The following is a 15,371-nucleotide window of genomic DNA, read 5'->3' as shown; positions in this document are numbered from 1 at the left end:
TTCAATAAGATGGAAGTACAAGGTAAAGTAAAGATGATCGGTGAGACTCAAACCTTTGGAAGCAATGGTTTTAGAAAGAGAGAAATTGTAGTTACTACTGAAGAGCAATACCCACAGCATATCATGGTAGAGTTTGTTCAGGATAAATGTGACTTATTAAATCCTTTTCAAGTTGGTCAGGATGTGAAAATAAGTATTAATTTACGTGGTCGTGAGTGGGTAAATCCACAAGGAGAAACTAAGTATTTTAATTCTATCCAGGGATGGAGAATTGAGAGCTTGCAACCTGTAGCTCAAAGTGCTCCTCCAACTCCACCGGTAGACGCTTTTGAACCTGCAAAAGATTTTTCTGAAGAAGAACATGATGATTTACCATTCTAAATAGGTTTTAAGTACACTATTTAATAAAAAGAAAAAAGTCCGATATAAGATAATATCGGACTTTTCATTATTGTGGTTTTAGGTTAACCTTTTAATAAAACTCAAAAAAGCAATGATGAACAAAATTTATCTTAAAAGGTCCTAACAAATATTGCGATTTTTTTGGTCAATTCAAACAACTGATTGATATTTAACGTTGTATAAAGGTTTATAAGTATATTTTGTACATTTTAACAGATTCAATACAATTTCCACCGGTTACTCTTGCTGATGCTAATGGTCTTTTGGCTATAGGAGGAGATCTTTCTGTTGATAGATTACTAAAGGCATATCATAATGGGATTTTTCCCTGGTATGATGAGGATCAACCGATCCTATGGTATAGTCCAGATCCCAGAATGGTACTTTTTCCGCCAGAGCTTAGAGTAAGTAAAAGTATGCGTCAACTTATCAGAAAAAATAAGTTTGAAGTAACATTTAATAAGGCCTTTGATAGTGTTGTACAACACTGTGCAACAATCAAACGGCCAGAACAAGAAGGTACCTGGATTACAAATGATATGCAAAAGGCATATACAAAACTTCACCAATTAGGATATGCTATTTCTGTTGAGGTTTGGGAACAATCTGTTTTGGTAGGAGGTTTGTACGGGGTTTTGTTAGAAGATAAAAAAGTATTTTGTGGTGAGAGTATGTTTTCTAAAGTAAGTAATGCTTCTAAATATGGTTTTATTACTTTGGTAGAGTGGTTAATAAAAAAAGAGATACAATTGATCGATTGCCAGGTGTATACTGATCATTTGGCAAGCTTGGGTGCCAGAGAAATTACCAGGACCACGTTTATAAAATATTTGAAATAATATATGATTAGGAAGCTATTCTGATCTTCAATTGATTTCAAAAAGTAACAGGAAATAATAGTTTTAATAACTTCTTAAAATGCAGTATCAATGGTTATTCATAATTTAGGATTAAAAAATTCAATTTTAAATCAATTTGTTTTAGAATTAAGAGATGTTACTATACAGAAAGATGCAATGCGTTTTAGGAAGAATATCGAACGGATAGGCGAAATCCTAAGTTACGAACTAAGTACAGCGCTGGATTATGAAACTAGAACAATTCAAACCCCTTTGGGAACCAAAGAAATTTCTGTGCCTAAAAATGCACTCGTATTGTGTTCTATTCTTAGAGCCGGATTACCATTGCATCAAGGATTATTAAATTATTTTGATACAGCAGAGAACGGATTTATTTCGGCCTATAGAGATCATCAAAATAATGATGATGATTTTGAAATTGTGGTAAAATACCTGGCTTCGCCTTCTTTGAAAGATAAAACCTTGATTTTGGCAGATCCAATGTTGGCAACAGGAAAGACTCTGGAAAATACATTTATTGCGATGAAAAAACATGGTATCCCCGAACAAGTGCATATTGTTTCTGTAATAGGCTCAGAGCAAGGGATATCATATATTAAAAATGTTTTTCCCGAAAATACTCATCTCTGGATTGCTGCGGTTGATCAAAAATTAAATGATAAGAGCTATATTATTCCTGGCCTAGGTGATGCAGGAGATTTATCTTTTGGAATAAAACTGTAAGCTATCCTTTATAATTTTTTGATAGTTTCTTTAACACATTAATTGCTTTATGTTCATCTTTTTTGTCAACGAAAATATGATCATGATAATAGCCGGCAATTACATTGCAGCTAATTTTATGTTTTGCTAATTCTGTCGAAAAAATAGCTGTAAGGCCTACTGCATCCAGCGAAGAATGGATTTCTAAAGTTATCCATGAAGCAATATATTCATAAGAAAGATTAAGATGTTCTGCCTTTTTACGATCAATTATAATAGTTACTCCTTCGGGTTCTTTAAATTCACCAATACTATCTTCTCTGGGAATATGATCTGTATTTTTTACTGTAGAAAAAACAAACTCACCAGCTTGTAATACAGGAGACATGTTTCTGATTAAAGTAGTTAAATTAGTTTCTCCACTCATCTTCTGATGTTTTTAATGGTTTTGTGTGATATGTTAAACTTCTTTGTATCTAAAACAGCCTACTTCGTGATCGTTTACCATACCAATAGCCTGCATAAAAGCATAAATCACGGTAGAACCCACAAACTTAAACCCTCGCTTTTTTAAATCTTTACTTACCATATCAGAAGTTTCTGTAGTCGCAGGGCAATCTTTATAATGAGGCCAACTGTTCTGAACTTGTTTCCCATCTACAAAACTCCAGATGTATGTATTAAAACTGCCAAACTCTTCTTGTATTTTAATAAAATTCTGAGCATTGGTTATTGCAGAATTTACTTTTAGTTTATTGCGAATGATTCCAGCATTTTGTAATAATTCTTCTTTCTTCGTGTCGTTATATTTAGCAACGATTTTATAATCAAAATTATCAAAAGCAACTCTAAAATTTTCTCGTTTTCGTAAAATGGTAATCCAACTCAAACCTGCCTGAAAAGTTTCGAGGATTAAAAATTCGAATAAAAGCTGCTCGTCGTGTAATGGTACTCCCCACTCGGTATCATGATAGGCCTCATATAGAGGGTCGCCAAGGCACCAACCACATCTGTGTTTTTGCATAGTATATTCTTAGTTTGTTTTATAGATCAAATTTCTAAAATACTGTTTATTTTAAAAAGAAATCGAACAATCAGGCAGTAGTTTTTTAATTTTTTCCTTTTCTAGATCAGATAAGTTGTTACCAGATAGATGAATGATTTTTAATTTTTTTAAATCTTTTATAGACTCTGGCAAAGAAGAGAGTTTATTACTATCTAAATAGAGTTGTTTTAAGTTTTTAAGTTTGTATAGGGATTCTGGTAAACTTGCAATACTGTTATAAGACAAGGAAAGAGTTTCTAATTTTTTAAGTTTCTCAAAGGATTTTGGTAATTTCTTAAGTTGATTGCTTATGAGATATAACTTTTGCAAATTTTTAAGCTCTCCTATTGATTCTGGGAGTTCTGTTAATTCACTATCCGAAAGATACAGGATGTCAACATTTTTTTTATTTTCTAAGGCCTTCTGCAAAGAGTAGTAACTGTTTTCAAAATTAATTTCACAATTAGGTAATAATTGTTTGCTTATTTCTTTTTCTGCTTTAGAAAGTCTGTTGCCAGATAGGTTGAGGTCTTTTAAATTGGTAAGATTTTGAAAAGATTTTGGAAGCTTACTTATTTTATTAGCATTTAAGTACAGCAGTTTTAATTTTGAAAGGTTTCCGAAGGTTTCAGGAATACGATCTAGCTTATTTTCTTTACAAATCAACCATTCTAAGCTATTTAGATTTCCAAAAGATTCGGGTAATTCATCAATTTGATTGCCAGATAGATTTAGCGCTTCTATATTGTTTAGATTCCCAAATGTTAATGGTAATTCAGAAAGTCGATTTCCTTCTATAAGAAGTTCTTGTAAGCTGGTAAGATTACTAAAAGTATTAGATAACTCGACAAGTTGATTCTGTCTTAAATCCAATTTTTTTAAACTTGCAAGATTACCAAAGGATTCGGGTAACACCTTGATTTGATTATTTTTTAAGAATAACCATCCTAGTTTTTTTAAATTTCCAATAGACTCGGGGAGTGTAAGGATTTGATTTTCAGATAAAAATAAAACCTCTATATTTTGTAAATCACCAAAAGATCCCGGTAGCTCAACAAGTTTGTTCTTTTTTACATTAAGTGTTCTTAATTTTTTTAAATCCCCAATAGATTCTGGTAATTTACTTATTTCATTTCCTTCAAGGTTAAGGTATTGTAAATGTTTTAGTTGGGCTACAGAATCAGATAGTTTTGTGAGTTTAGTATGGCTAAGGTCTAGCTTGTACACCTGATCTTTATTGACTAATGCTTCTTGCAATGAGGTGTAAATTTTATTTTCCTGACCAATAGCAGTTATATATCCTAGTAATAGAATAATTATAGTAAATGATTTTTTCATGTATTTAAATTTTCTATCGAAAACCCCTTAAAATAATGCTATACGTCTGTAATGTGTAAAGTGTATAATGTCCCTCTTGTAAAGTTATTATTTAAATTCCTGACTGTTAGCTTTAAAATCATATTTTTTTGTTTTTATTTCTGATAAAAATATTTTTCAGTGGTCGATATGTATCCTTTTTTTATTTTTTGCTCAATAAGCTTTTTTCCTTCTTTATGTGCTGTGTTTATATCCTTAAATTCTTTTGTTTTTGATTGTCCTTTCGTACCTATTTTACCATAAGTTATTGTGAAAATTTCTTGGTAATATTTTATTTTCCAAAATTTTGATGATTTCTCGTCTTTATATTCTAAATAAACATTTTGTTCTGCATCTCTTATAAATTCTAGGGCGCTTTCTAAAGCATCATTTATTTCTTCGGTAAGATCATCCATGTCAATAGACATATTTCCAAAACGTTTTTCAATATCTGTACTTTTGTGATGTTCTTTAATCCAGTTTTTTGCTAGTGGATTCTCGCAGTGGTAAATGGTACGGATAGCTTCTGTGCTACCTCCGGGAATTTTGGAATGATTTTTTTCTAAAAACGTAAAGGTATTTTCGAGCATGGTTTCAATTTGCTCTTTATTAAACCTATTAGTAGGGTTTATTTTAGTGCCATATTCTTCAGAAAGTAATTGTGTAAAAATAACTTCTGATAGGTGTGGTATTTTTTGAAGAGTGTCTTCATCAAGTAATAATGTGTTGACGACGAAATTAAAAATATCGGGTAAGTGTAAAACATTCAGGAAAAACATACAGGCAACTCCGGGAGCTTTTTCTGCATTATACCTACTTTCGAATTTACTTTCTGGTAGTGTAAACCATGATTTTACAATTTCGATATTAGGATCGTTCTCATCTTTGATTAAGTGAGGAAATTCTTTTGTGAAAATTTCAGGAATATCATGATGATATAATCCTAAGTTAGAAAACAGTTGTGTAATAGTTTGTTGCTTATTAGGAAGGTCATTTAGATACAAGAAATAAAAGGCTCGTTTTGATAATTCATATTCATTACTGTTTTCTATAACTTGATATAGTAGTTTTTCTTCTAAAGAAGAGAATATAGCGTCTGTTTTTTTATATAAACGTTCTTTTTCGGCTGTGGTCGTTTTAAGATCATCATAATCTTTAAAAATGTCGGCGAGTTTTCTTAAAATCTTTTGAACGGTATCAGAATCTGGAGTAGGTTCTCCTATTACAGTTAATAAATCTGCATATTCTTTGGAGGCAGTATTTCCTTTGAAGTAAAAATTGACCGCCTTTTTAAGAAGATCTTTTTCTGTAAAAAGATCTTTTAAATCCCAAATCATGATTTGTACGAACTTACGTCGTATGTTTTCTTTCCAGATTTTCTTTCCATCGAGTAGTTCTTCTAAAAAACGATTTGCATGTTTTGTTTTGTCTTTTGTATTGGGACTACATGCCAATATATATGGTAGTAAACTGATTTCTTCTATTTTAACCGTTTTGATTATTTCATCAAACTCAATCCATTTATTATGTTTTTTTAAGTTATTTTTTAGCCATCGCATACGTTTGATCATGTTTTTTTCTGCCTGGGGATATATAATTATAGATAACCACCATTGTTGTAAATTATCTTCTTTCCCTCTAAATTCATAAGATTGAGTATTAAATACTAAGTATGCACGTCTTCTTAAGAATAGATTTTCAAAACTATCCTCCTCATCACAATAAGAATATTCATCATGTATCTGTAGATCATAAAAAGCATCGGTTGTATTAAAAAAACCAAGAGTCATTTTAAAATATTCTAGTTGTTCTTCTAATTGATTATCAAGTACTATGTTTTTTACTTCTTCGTATCTATTATCTAAAGAAAACCCAAAATGTAATAACCAGTATAAAGCTAAATGGGGATCATTTACGAATTCGGTTTTTTCATTTTCATAATCTTTGTCTATATCATCGGGGGTATCCCATACGCCATAGGGAGTTACTTCTGTTTGATGAGCCCAGTCTCTAAAAAGCATTGAGAACCAATGGTATCGCTCCATAAGTGCTACCGCATCGACTTTTAGTTTTAATGCTTGTTGTTTATAATCTACTTTGGGATAGTGTTCTGGGTTTTTTAGTTTTACTTTATAGATTCTAGAAGATTCATGATCAATACCATAAGTGCCGCTTTTACCTCTTATGTCATTTACAACCCAATCGCCGCTTTCGGGATAGATGGTATTACCTTTTATCTCTCGATCTTCACCCACATAAATATTTTTGCATCCTGCCCAGTCTGAATAATATTCTCCCCAGTTTTTCATTGCGGATTCAAATTCTATAGCGTAATCTTTATCTGTTTTTGTTTTACTGTTTTTTGATTCGGTATTCTCGAGAGATTCCATATAATTAGATTAGTTATGAGCTACTTTTTATGATATATGTACGTCTGTTTTATATTAAAATCAAAAAAAAAGACTAGAATACAAAGATTCAAATCTAATTGTATACAGAGTACACTATTAACCGTATAAACGTACCCACTGTTTTCAGGGAGTATAGAATATCTGTAAGTTTTAAAGATAACTATCGTCTATGTATAAGAAACCTTCAAAAATTGACAGTTATACGATTTTGATCTATGCGTTTTTGATATAAAAATATTGTTTTACCTATTTTTGAGACCTATAATTATGGAACAACCTACTACAATGACAATACCCGAATTGATAACTCAAGGAATTGATAATTCCTACACATATCAGGAATATAAGAACCTGATTAGTGACTTGTTAACCGAAAATAAATCTACTGGTCACGAACAATCTGAAGCATTAACAAATTATAGTATGCTTAATGATCGTAGAATGAAACGATGGGATAAGACTTTGAAAATAGACGAATCTATTAGTACCTCATTTTCTAATGCCGATCTAAATGTAACCTGGGTAGTATTAACAGAGGGATGGTGTGGAGATGCTGCGCATGTATTACCTGTATTGAATAAACTTGCAGAATTAAATGATGGGATAGATTTAAAAATCATCTCTAGAGATGATCACGATGAGTTGATGAATAATTTTTTAACCAACGGAGGAAAATCAATACCTAAATTAATTGTGTTTGATAATCAAAACAAAGAAGTGTTAAACTCATGGGGTCCCAGGCCTTCTGTAACAACACAAATGGTAAATGATTATAAAGAGCAACACGGCAGTTTAGATCCAGAGTTTAAGCAAGATTTACAAGTTTGGTATAACAAGGACAAAGGTGCGAATATTGCAGAAGATGTGTTGAGATTACTGTAGCTTAAGATCCGTAATTAAAGTAATAAGTAATAGTACCTTCTTGTTCTTCTATATCAGAACGAGAAAATAAAGCTTTTCTGGCATAATCCATAGCATTGTCAAAAAGACATTCGTTTCTGGTAGTAGAATTTCTCTTGTCTATTTTGGTATTAATTACATATCCATTTTTATTGACTTCGATTTTTACTACTACTTTACCATTTCCGTTACATGTGTATACTGGGTTAGGTAGATCTATAGATTTTCTGTTTTTCAAGCTATAAGTAAGAGAACTGTTTCTATTGTTGGTTTCTTTACCTTCTGGTTCTGGTTTTTCCTTTTTTTCAGTTTCACTTTCTTCCTCTTCATCAATAGGAGCCTCTCCTTCTGTTGGTGCAGCTTCTTCACTTTCTTCTGCAGAAGTTTCAGCTTCTGTTAATGATTTCATTCGTTGTTCAAACTCTTCTGGATCTTCAAAATCCTCATTAAAAGCAGCATGTGTTCTTTTGGCAGCAATTAATTGTCGATCTTCCTGAGCGATTAGTTCTTCTTCGGGCTCTTCTTCTTCGGCAAGAAATTCCTCAGGGATTTCCATTAAGATTTCAGATTGTTCTTTTTGCTTATTTATCATATTGATATTGTAAAGACTTAGAACGACGATTCCCATCAACATAGATGTGATAATCAAAGCTTTATGTTTTTCTACAAATTCCATAGGTAATTATAACTACTTTTATTCTACAATATTTTATGTAGTTTCAATTTTTGAGGCTAACTGGTTTTCAAAAGACTCTATTGTAGTCGCATCTTCAACCGAAAATGATCCTATTTTAGTTCTTCTTAAAACAGTTAAGTGAGCCCCGCTATTTAATGCTTTTCCAAAATCATGTGCCAATGATCTAATATATGTCCCTTTGCTACATACAACTCTGAATTCTACTTCCGGAAATTTGATATTAGTGATTTCAAATTCGGTTATAGTAATTTTTCGAGAGTTAATTTCTACAGTTTCTCCTTCTCGTGCATATTCATATAATCGTTTTCCGTCTTTTTTTAAAGCTGAAAAAATCGGAGGGTATTGTTCTATTTCTCCGATAAAAAGGGATGTTGTTTTATGAATAATTTCTTCAGAAATATGATCTACAGGAAAAGTCTGATCAATCTCGGTTTCCAAATCATAAGAAGGTGTTGTGGCTCCAAGTAATATTGTCCCAGTGTATTCTTTGGCTTGTCCTTGAAATTCTTGTATACGCTTAGTATATTTTCCTGTACAGATAAGCAATAGTCCTGTTGCAAGAGGATCGAGCGTTCCTGCATGACCTACTTTAATTTTTTTGATACCAAAATTTTTCCGGATAAGCCAACGAAGTTTATTTACAACTTGGAAAGATGTCCATTGCAGCGGTTTGTCGATTAAAAGAACTTGACCGTCTTTATAATTTTGTTCGGTTAGCATTATAGATGGGGGCTATTTAATAAAACCAAAACTGATGGCTAATAAACCAACAAGTATACAATATACGGCAAAATAAGTTAACTTACTCTTTTTAACCAAAGAAATCATCCAGGTACATGCAAAAAGCCCTGAGACAAATGCAGTCAGAAAGCCAAGTGCCAAAGGAATACTGTTTTCTGATGAAAAAATAAGATCTCCACCAAGTATATCTTTAGCAATTTTTCCTAAAATTAAAGGGATAACCATTAAGAAAGAAAAGCGAGCGGCTTTGGTTTTGTCATTTCCTAACAATACCGAAGTAGATATTGTAGCACCACTTCTCGAAATTCCTGGAAGCATTGCGATTGCCTGAGCAATACCAATTACAAATGCATTTGAGTTGCTAACCGATTTTCGAGTACTTTTAGCTTTATCTGCAAACCATAATAGCGCAGCTGTAATGAGTAACATAAAACCAACAAACATAATATTGCCTCCAAAAAGCTTTTCTAATTGTTCTTCAAAAAATAAACCTACTAAAACAGCAGGAATCATAGAGATAATGATTTTAAAAGAAAAGAGAGTTTCTTCGTTTTTTTCGAATTTCAATATTCCTTTTACAATCTCTACTATATCCTTTCTAAACACTACTATGGTACTAAGCGCAGTTGCAAAATGTAGAACTACAGTAAAAAGTAAAGATTCTTCTGGTACGCTTTGATCACCTAAAATAGCTTTGCCAAGCTCGAGATGACCACTAGAAGAAACAGGTAAGAATTCGGTAAGCCCTTGTACTATGCCTAGAATAATTGCGTCGATGATTTCCATAGAGAATTTTGGGATTTCTTAAATTTGACGCAAAGATATAACTACCGTAAAATAAAATGATAAATTACTGTTTTTTCTTCTTATTGGGATTTAGAAGAATAGCATATATTTCAATACCAAAACCAATTAAAACAATAGTTGGTGCCAATCGAATTCTTCTAAAATTATAGATGTCTGGATTAAAAACATTAGGATCATCACTTCCTCCTCCTGCCATGAGAATAAAGCCAAGAGCAATTACCGCTATCCCTATAGCCATAACGATATAGTTTTTCTTTTCAAAAATAAAGTCAGGTTTTGGCGTATTTTTATTAGATTGTTTTTTCATGCTCATCGTTATCAATTTCGTTAAATATTACAATATCATCAATTATTAATTTTGATATATGTCCCATATTTTTATCACGGGTAAATATAGTCCATCTTTCTATACCATACAAAGTAACTCTTTTATTAAGAATATCAGAGCGTAGTTGTTCTACAGTTAATTGATATTGTAATCCACGATTAATATAGTAGTGGTGTTTATCATTTTTAAGGGTAATTACAATATCAAATCCCGATCCTTCCTGTATGTTGGTTACAATTCCTTCAATCTTCATAACATCATCAGGTTGCACATTACGTACAGGTCGAAATGTTTGTATTACTGCTACCATAAAGGCAATAAAAAGTACAAAAATGATCGAAAGATATATTTTAGCAATTTTACCCATTAATACATCTAGATTAGTAGTTTTAAGTTAATACGTTTAGTTATTCGTGTTAATTAGATTAATAGTATAATTCATCAGTTCTTAAATTTAAGAACCGTTGTGTAGCAAAGAATGTGCTGATCCAGGTGATAAGTATGCCAATCCCAAAAATACCAGCAAATAAAATAATAAGTAAGATTTTGTCATCAAGCAATGCCAGTTCTGGGAATGTTTTATTAAGATAGTATAATACAATCCCAACACCAATTAAGGCTACAATTGCTCCTATCATCCCTAATCGCACACTTTTCCATACAAAAGGCTTGCGAATAAATTTTTTTGTAGCACCAACCATTTGCATGGTTTTAATAATAAACCTTTTTGAATACACCGATAAACGGATAGAACTGTTAATAAGCAATACAGCAATAAAAGTGAAAATACCACTAATGAGAAGTACCCAAAAACTAATACGCTTTATATTATCGTTTAATAATGAGATCAAAGGTTTATCATAAATCACTTCATCTACAAAATCTTTTTTGATGATAGAAGCATTTATTTCTTCAATTTTTGCCTGATCTACAAAATCAGCTTTTAAGTATACGTCGATAGAATTCTGAAGTGGATTGTACCCAAGAAAATCCATAAAATTCTCTCCGATATCCTTACTGTGTTCCTCGGCAGCTTCATCCTTAGAAATAAAAGCAGTCGATTTAGTATATTCTGCCAACGCCAGAGTTTTTTCCAGCTGTTTGATTTCAACATCTTTGGCGGTATCTTTTAAATAAATAGTAAGTGCAATTTTTTCTTTAAAATGATCCGCTACTTTTTTAGTATTTAAAACCAACAAGCCTAATAAGCCCAATAAAAATAATACCAAAGAAATACTAATAACAACAGAAAAATAAGAAGAGATTAGTCGTCGTTTTTGGTATTTTTCAAAAGATGAACTCATAAATAAATTGATTTGTGCGTAAAAATAATAAAGTTAAGGAGACTTTTTATTCTAAAATGCACCTCATTTTAGAATAAATTACTCAAGTTAACCCCATTACAGAACGGGATCTGTTTTTACGATATAGTTTGATTGCATTTGATTTACATATGAATAACGTATACTTTACTACAACCTTGCTTAAATCCATTTTATTGTATTAAAATAAATTTTAAAGATTCAGCACTAAATTCCGGTTGCTTTTTTATTGTAAGCACAAGATGTTGAAACTTGTGATTAAGTTGTTAAGAGAGGTCTTAGTAAATATGAAAAAGATGTTTAAGGATGCTTTGTGTTTTGTTAATGCCAGTATTATGATCTTTGCGGTAAAGGATAAATGTATTAGTTATTAAAATTTACATTTTTTAACACTTTAGTGTTAAAATTCATATTTTTTATTTACGGTTTTGGATTGGGATTATTATGGCTAAACATCATCTCGAAATTCGTCGAGATTTATTTTAATTTGTAAATTATTAAATAAGTATAGTTTACACTTTTTTTCTTCATATCTGTTTCATTTTAGCAAATAAAAAAAATGTTAAATACGAATTGTGATCAATGTCTTAATGCTTTGATTGCCATAGGATAAGATAGTTGCCTGTGTTATATTTGCCGCCAGAATTTAAATAAGATCATATGTGCAATCATATGATATAGAAAGTAATACTAGTTCTCTTTTGAATTTAAATTCTTAAAAAAGGTAAAAGTTTTTAAGCAGTAGATTACATGTTCAAAACTCATAGTGTAGAGGTGTTTTAAAAACAAAAAAAACAGTGTTTTTTATATCTGTGATGGTTTTTAGAGTATGCATAATGACTTATTGTTGCATAACATAAAAAGGCAATTAAACTACTGATTTAACTAAATGATTTAAAATTTTATTTAATGAAATATACAAATATTACTTTATTGGGGCTTTCTTTGGCAATACTAGTATCTTGCCAAAACGATGATAAATTAGATGATCAGGCCGTTACAAAACTAGAATCAAAAGCTCAGTATCTCTATGAGGATATTCCTGATGGTGTTAGCAATTTGGTTATAAAAGAACAAGGCGATAAAAGCAAATCTGCAAAAAGCTTAGTAGAAGAAAATTGTGTTACAAAAGAAGTTTCTTTCAATCAAAGTGATTCAGATTTTTTTCTGTTAGATCCTAATGGTTCTTTGCTTTGGCCGGGTAATCTAATAGCTTCTAGGTCGATACAAGAAGGAGCACCTACATCAATTCCAATTTATGGAGAGAGCCGAAACCCTATAGAGGTAAGGGTAAATGTTTTATCAGGAACATCTGCTTCAACATATAGAAATGTTGATACTCCAACACCAGGAAAGGTACAAGACAACTTAAATGAAATCCTGAATAATTATTATGATAGTAATGCAAGTTTTCCTGCAAGCTTTGAAGTGTCTATAGAGAGAATACATAGTGAAAAACAACTACAATTTGCCTTAAAAGCAGGATATTCTGGACCAAGTATCAATGTGTCAGGACAATTAGGAATTAATTTTAACGAACAAAAAACCAGGTTTGCCGTTACACTTAAGCAACGTTTTTTTACTGCTTCTGTTTCCCCAAAAGAGAATATAATTGGTCAATATGGCTGGTTAAGTAATAGTGTTGCCCCAGAAAGACTTGATCCGTATGTAACCGATTTTAAAGAGGTTGCTGCGGATCAGGCAAACCCATCTTCTTATATAGAGTCAGTAACTTATGGAAGGTTATATACCATGATATATGAGTCTAATGAGAGCGCTTTAGAGGTAGAGGCAGCACTGAAATTTGCTTATAAAGGAGTAGGAACTGTTAATGTTGATGTGTCTGCCCGATATAAAGAAATTTTTCAAAACGCCAATGTAAAGGTTAAACAATTAGGAGGTAATCCTGAAGCAGGGATCTCTTCATCTTTGTCGGCATTAGCTAATGATTTAGAGGGAGTTGTAGGGTTTTTGGCAAAAGGAGCAAATGTATCTCGTCAAAATCCAGGATACCCAATCTCATACAAAGTAAATTATGTTCATGGAAACAGAACTTTTAATGTAGTTCAAAATATAAATTATACGGTTAAAAACTGTGATCTTGTAAACTATGATAAAATCAGGATAGATCCTATAACAGTTGCTTTGTATAAAGCATCAGATCATGGTACCAGTGGAGCAGAGCTTTTTGGTAGATTATATGTAGAGAAATACGATTCAGAATTAGGACAATGGTACCAGGCAGGTAAAAAACTACGTTGGGGGTATGGTATAGAGCATTCTATAAGAGATTATTATCCTTTAACAGGGAAAAAGGAATTTGCAGTGGGTAAAGTAATAGATTTTAATGTGAAGTCAGCCATTGGCGAACGTTTTAGAGTGGTGTCAGAAGTGGGTGAGTGTGATGCAAGTTGCAATCCATATTATGATACTGCAAGTGAAGGAAGACGATATGTTATCTATGAGTATAATGCTAATCTCAAAAAATGGGTAGATGTTGATCGTCACAATCCATATGTTCCAGATTATACGATAGGAGAATCTTTTGATCAACAAACGTGGAATGGCGCTTTTTCTACAGTTGAAGGTGCTCCATTTGTGGCTGATTATGCATCTTATATATTAAAATAAGAATTTGTTCATAATGCTTTATTAGCAGTTTATAAAGGCATTTAATAGATGTCTAGAATAAACTGCCATATAAAAAGAGAGTGTTTGTACTAACACTCTCTTTTTTTTATTGTTTTAAACTTTAGCGGTGAACTAAGGTTAGGAAAATAAAGAATTCATTAGATTTGAGTTTATGTTTTTGAGATCATTAAAATAGTATTATAATATGCATATAGTCATCATTGGAGTTGGTGGAGTTGGAGGGTATTTTGGAGGAAAAATTGCTAATTCTGGTCAAAAAATAACTTTGGTAGCCAGAGGAAAACATCTCGAAGCTATTAAAAATAAAGGATTGCAGGTTAAAAGTATTAATGGGGATTTTGTAACTCACCCATTTTATGCAACAGATCAGATTGATACTGTAGAAAAAGCAGATATAGTACTAATCTGTACCAAATCATGGCAGGTAGCCGAAGCAGCAAAATCAATTCATCCTATTTTAAAAGAAGATACTATTGTTATTCCATTACAAAATGGAGCCGATAATGCAGAAAAAGTATGCTCTGTAGTAGCTGCAAAACATGTATTGGGAGGATTATGTAAAATCTATAGTAAGATAGAAAGCCCTGGTGTCATTTCTCATTTTGGTCATCAACCCGAAGTTGTTTTTGGCGAATTAGACAAAAGTGAAACAGATCGCCTTGAGGTAGTAAAAGAAGTATTTGACAAAGCAGGATTTAACAATGCGATTTCTAAAGATATTGAAGTAGATATCTGGAGCAAATTTATGTTTATTACTACCGTTAGTGGTATTGGTGCACTTACTCGTGCTACAATCGGAGAGGTATATGAAAATCCAGAAACCTATCGTGTTTTAGAACAGACAGCTACCGAAATTTATAAAGTAGGTATCGCTAAAGGGGTTTCGTTACCTGAAGATATCGTATCTCGGATTCTGACTTTTATCGGTAAACAACCCTATGATTCTACTGCTTCTATGCAACGTGATATTATGGAGGGCAGACCTTCAGAATTAGATAATTTTAATGGCTTTATTGTAAAACAAGGAGCGAAATTAGATATTTCAACACCTGCAAATACGTTTATATATAGTTGCTTATTACCTATGGAGACTAAAGCCAGAACTTTAAAAAATAAATAAAAGACCTCTAATATTATTACATTTCTTC

Annotated in this window: 16 protein-coding genes; 6 read left to right on the top strand and 10 right to left on the bottom strand. The window is 31.8% G+C overall.

From position 1 onward, the window contains the following. The first annotated feature begins 9 nt into the window (after positions 1-9). The 3 genes from NNL09_RS05790 to upp all read left to right on the top strand — a co-directional run bounded on the left by NNL09_RS05790 (position 10) and on the right by upp (position 1,985). Positions 10-381, top strand: a complete 372-nt coding sequence (locus NNL09_RS05790; protein ID WP_025664437.1) for a DUF3127 domain-containing protein — start codon at positions 10-12, stop codon at positions 379-381. A gap of 221 nt (positions 382-602) precedes the next feature. Next, positions 603-1,241 (top strand): leucyl/phenylalanyl-tRNA--protein transferase, encoded by a 639-nt coding sequence (aat, locus tag NNL09_RS05785; protein WP_196909416.1) that lies wholly within the window; start codon positions 603-605, stop codon positions 1,239-1,241. Positions 1,242-1,331: 90 nt separating this feature from the next. After that, positions 1,332-1,985 carry a uracil phosphoribosyltransferase gene (gene upp / locus NNL09_RS05780; protein WP_196909415.1) on the top strand — a complete coding sequence of 218 codons (654 nt, stop codon included), beginning with the start codon at positions 1,332-1,334 and terminating at the stop codon, positions 1,983-1,985. A gap of 1 nt (position 1,986) precedes the next feature. Here the strand turns inward: upp and NNL09_RS05775 are convergent, their stop codons facing one another. From NNL09_RS05775 to NNL09_RS05760, 4 genes are all read right to left on the bottom strand, one after another. Beyond that, positions 1,987-2,391 carry an ACT domain-containing protein gene (locus NNL09_RS05775; RefSeq protein WP_025664434.1) on the bottom strand — a complete coding sequence of 135 codons (405 nt, stop codon included), beginning with the start codon at positions 2,389-2,391 and terminating at the stop codon, positions 1,987-1,989. Between the two features lie 33 nt (positions 2,392-2,424). Continuing rightward, entirely contained in the window at positions 2,425-2,988 is a 564-nt protein-coding gene (locus tag NNL09_RS05770) for a DNA-3-methyladenine glycosylase I (RefSeq protein WP_196909414.1), read from the bottom strand. A gap of 51 nt (positions 2,989-3,039) precedes the next feature. Then, on the bottom strand, positions 3,040-4,347 hold the full coding sequence (locus NNL09_RS05765) for a leucine-rich repeat domain-containing protein (RefSeq protein ID WP_196909413.1): 1,308 nt from the start codon (positions 4,345-4,347) through the stop codon (positions 3,040-3,042). A gap of 134 nt (positions 4,348-4,481) precedes the next feature. Then, on the bottom strand, positions 4,482-6,755 hold the full coding sequence (locus NNL09_RS05760; protein WP_196909412.1) for a WGR domain-containing protein: 2,274 nt from the start codon (positions 6,753-6,755) through the stop codon (positions 4,482-4,484). A gap of 288 nt (positions 6,756-7,043) precedes the next feature. Between NNL09_RS05760 and NNL09_RS05755 the strand changes: the two genes are divergently transcribed. Further along, positions 7,044-7,658 carry a thioredoxin family protein gene (locus tag NNL09_RS05755; RefSeq protein WP_196909411.1) on the top strand — a complete coding sequence of 205 codons (615 nt, stop codon included), beginning with the start codon at positions 7,044-7,046 and terminating at the stop codon, positions 7,656-7,658. A gap of 1 nt (position 7,659) precedes the next feature. Here the strand turns inward: NNL09_RS05755 and NNL09_RS05750 are convergent, their stop codons facing one another. The 6 genes from NNL09_RS05750 to NNL09_RS05725 all read right to left on the bottom strand — a co-directional run bounded on the left by NNL09_RS05750 (position 7,660) and on the right by NNL09_RS05725 (position 11,553). Beyond that, positions 7,660-8,352, bottom strand: a complete 693-nt coding sequence (locus NNL09_RS05750; protein WP_196909410.1) for a hypothetical protein — start codon at positions 8,350-8,352, stop codon at positions 7,660-7,662. Positions 8,353-8,385: 33 nt separating this feature from the next. Beyond that, the gene (truB, locus tag NNL09_RS05745) at positions 8,386-9,093 is read right to left on the bottom strand and encodes a tRNA pseudouridine(55) synthase TruB (RefSeq protein ID WP_196909409.1); all 708 of its coding nucleotides are present in this window, start codon (positions 9,091-9,093) and stop codon (positions 8,386-8,388) included. 12 nt (positions 9,094-9,105) lie between these two features. After that, positions 9,106-9,900 (bottom strand): undecaprenyl-diphosphate phosphatase, encoded by a 795-nt coding sequence (locus tag NNL09_RS05740; protein WP_196909408.1) that lies wholly within the window; start codon positions 9,898-9,900, stop codon positions 9,106-9,108. Positions 9,901-9,964: 64 nt separating this feature from the next. After that, positions 9,965-10,228: a DUF3098 domain-containing protein gene (locus NNL09_RS05735; RefSeq protein WP_025664427.1), complete on the bottom strand. Its 264-nt coding sequence runs from the start codon at positions 10,226-10,228 to the stop codon at positions 9,965-9,967. Continuing rightward, positions 10,212-10,616, bottom strand: a complete 405-nt coding sequence (locus NNL09_RS05730; protein ID WP_231389218.1) for a hypothetical protein — start codon at positions 10,614-10,616, stop codon at positions 10,212-10,214. Before NNL09_RS05730 ends, NNL09_RS05735 begins: the two co-directional genes overlap by 17 nt. Before the next feature lie 58 nt (positions 10,617-10,674). Next, positions 10,675-11,553, bottom strand: coding sequence for an ABC transporter permease (locus NNL09_RS05725; protein ID WP_025664425.1), 879 nt, complete (start codon positions 11,551-11,553; stop codon positions 10,675-10,677). A 927-nt stretch (positions 11,554-12,480) separates the two neighbouring features. On the opposite strand from NNL09_RS05725, the gene NNL09_RS05720 reads away from it, so the two are divergent. Then, on the top strand, positions 12,481-14,202 hold the full coding sequence (locus NNL09_RS05720) for a thiol-activated cytolysin family protein (protein WP_025664424.1): 1,722 nt from the start codon (positions 12,481-12,483) through the stop codon (positions 14,200-14,202). Between the two features lie 205 nt (positions 14,203-14,407). Next, a complete protein-coding gene (locus tag NNL09_RS05715; RefSeq protein WP_025664423.1) occupies positions 14,408-15,343 on the top strand; it encodes a 2-dehydropantoate 2-reductase in 936 nt (311 codons plus the stop codon). Positions 15,344-15,371 lie beyond the last annotated feature (28 nt).

Origin of the sequence: Aquimarina sp. EL_43 (assembly GCF_943422735.1) — a bacterium.
Taxonomy (GTDB): domain Bacteria; phylum Bacteroidota; class Bacteroidia; order Flavobacteriales; family Flavobacteriaceae; genus Aquimarina; species Aquimarina megaterium.
The sequence above is the reverse complement of the archived record's forward strand: the minus strand, read 5'-3'. Positions and strand labels throughout refer to the sequence as shown.

What these genes read in the sequence shown, in the direction of transcription:
- NNL09_RS05770 (WP_196909414.1), bottom strand. Translation starts at nt 2,988, where the DNA reads ATGCAAAAACACAGATGTGGTTGGTGCCTTGGCGACCCTCTATATGAG.
- NNL09_RS05755 (WP_196909411.1), top strand. Translation starts at nt 7,044, where the DNA reads ATGGAACAACCTACTACAATGACAATACCCGAATTGATAACTCAAGGA.
- truB (WP_196909409.1), bottom strand. Translation starts at nt 9,093, where the DNA reads ATGCTAACCGAACAAAATTATAAAGACGGTCAAGTTCTTTTAATCGAC.
- NNL09_RS05735 (WP_025664427.1), bottom strand. Translation starts at nt 10,228, where the DNA reads ATGAAAAAACAATCTAATAAAAATACGCCAAAACCTGACTTTATTTTT.
- NNL09_RS05740 (WP_196909408.1), bottom strand. Translation starts at nt 9,900, where the DNA reads ATGGAAATCATCGACGCAATTATTCTAGGCATAGTACAAGGGCTTACC.
- NNL09_RS05775 (WP_025664434.1), bottom strand. Translation starts at nt 2,391, where the DNA reads ATGAGTGGAGAAACTAATTTAACTACTTTAATCAGAAACATGTCTCCT.
- NNL09_RS05750 (WP_196909410.1), bottom strand. Translation starts at nt 8,352, where the DNA reads ATGGAATTTGTAGAAAAACATAAAGCTTTGATTATCACATCTATGTTG.
- upp (WP_196909415.1), top strand. Translation starts at nt 1,332, where the DNA reads ATGGTTATTCATAATTTAGGATTAAAAAATTCAATTTTAAATCAATTT.
- NNL09_RS05730 (WP_231389218.1), bottom strand. Translation starts at nt 10,616, where the DNA reads ATGGGTAAAATTGCTAAAATATATCTTTCGATCATTTTTGTACTTTTT.
- NNL09_RS05725 (WP_025664425.1), bottom strand. Translation starts at nt 11,553, where the DNA reads ATGAGTTCATCTTTTGAAAAATACCAAAAACGACGACTAATCTCTTCT.
- NNL09_RS05765 (WP_196909413.1), bottom strand. Translation starts at nt 4,347, where the DNA reads ATGAAAAAATCATTTACTATAATTATTCTATTACTAGGATATATAACT.
- NNL09_RS05720 (WP_025664424.1), top strand. Translation starts at nt 12,481, where the DNA reads ATGAAATATACAAATATTACTTTATTGGGGCTTTCTTTGGCAATACTA.
- NNL09_RS05715 (WP_025664423.1), top strand. Translation starts at nt 14,408, where the DNA reads ATGCATATAGTCATCATTGGAGTTGGTGGAGTTGGAGGGTATTTTGGA.
- NNL09_RS05760 (WP_196909412.1), bottom strand. Translation starts at nt 6,755, where the DNA reads ATGGAATCTCTCGAGAATACCGAATCAAAAAACAGTAAAACAAAAACA.
- NNL09_RS05790 (WP_025664437.1), top strand. Translation starts at nt 10, where the DNA reads ATGGAAGTACAAGGTAAAGTAAAGATGATCGGTGAGACTCAAACCTTT.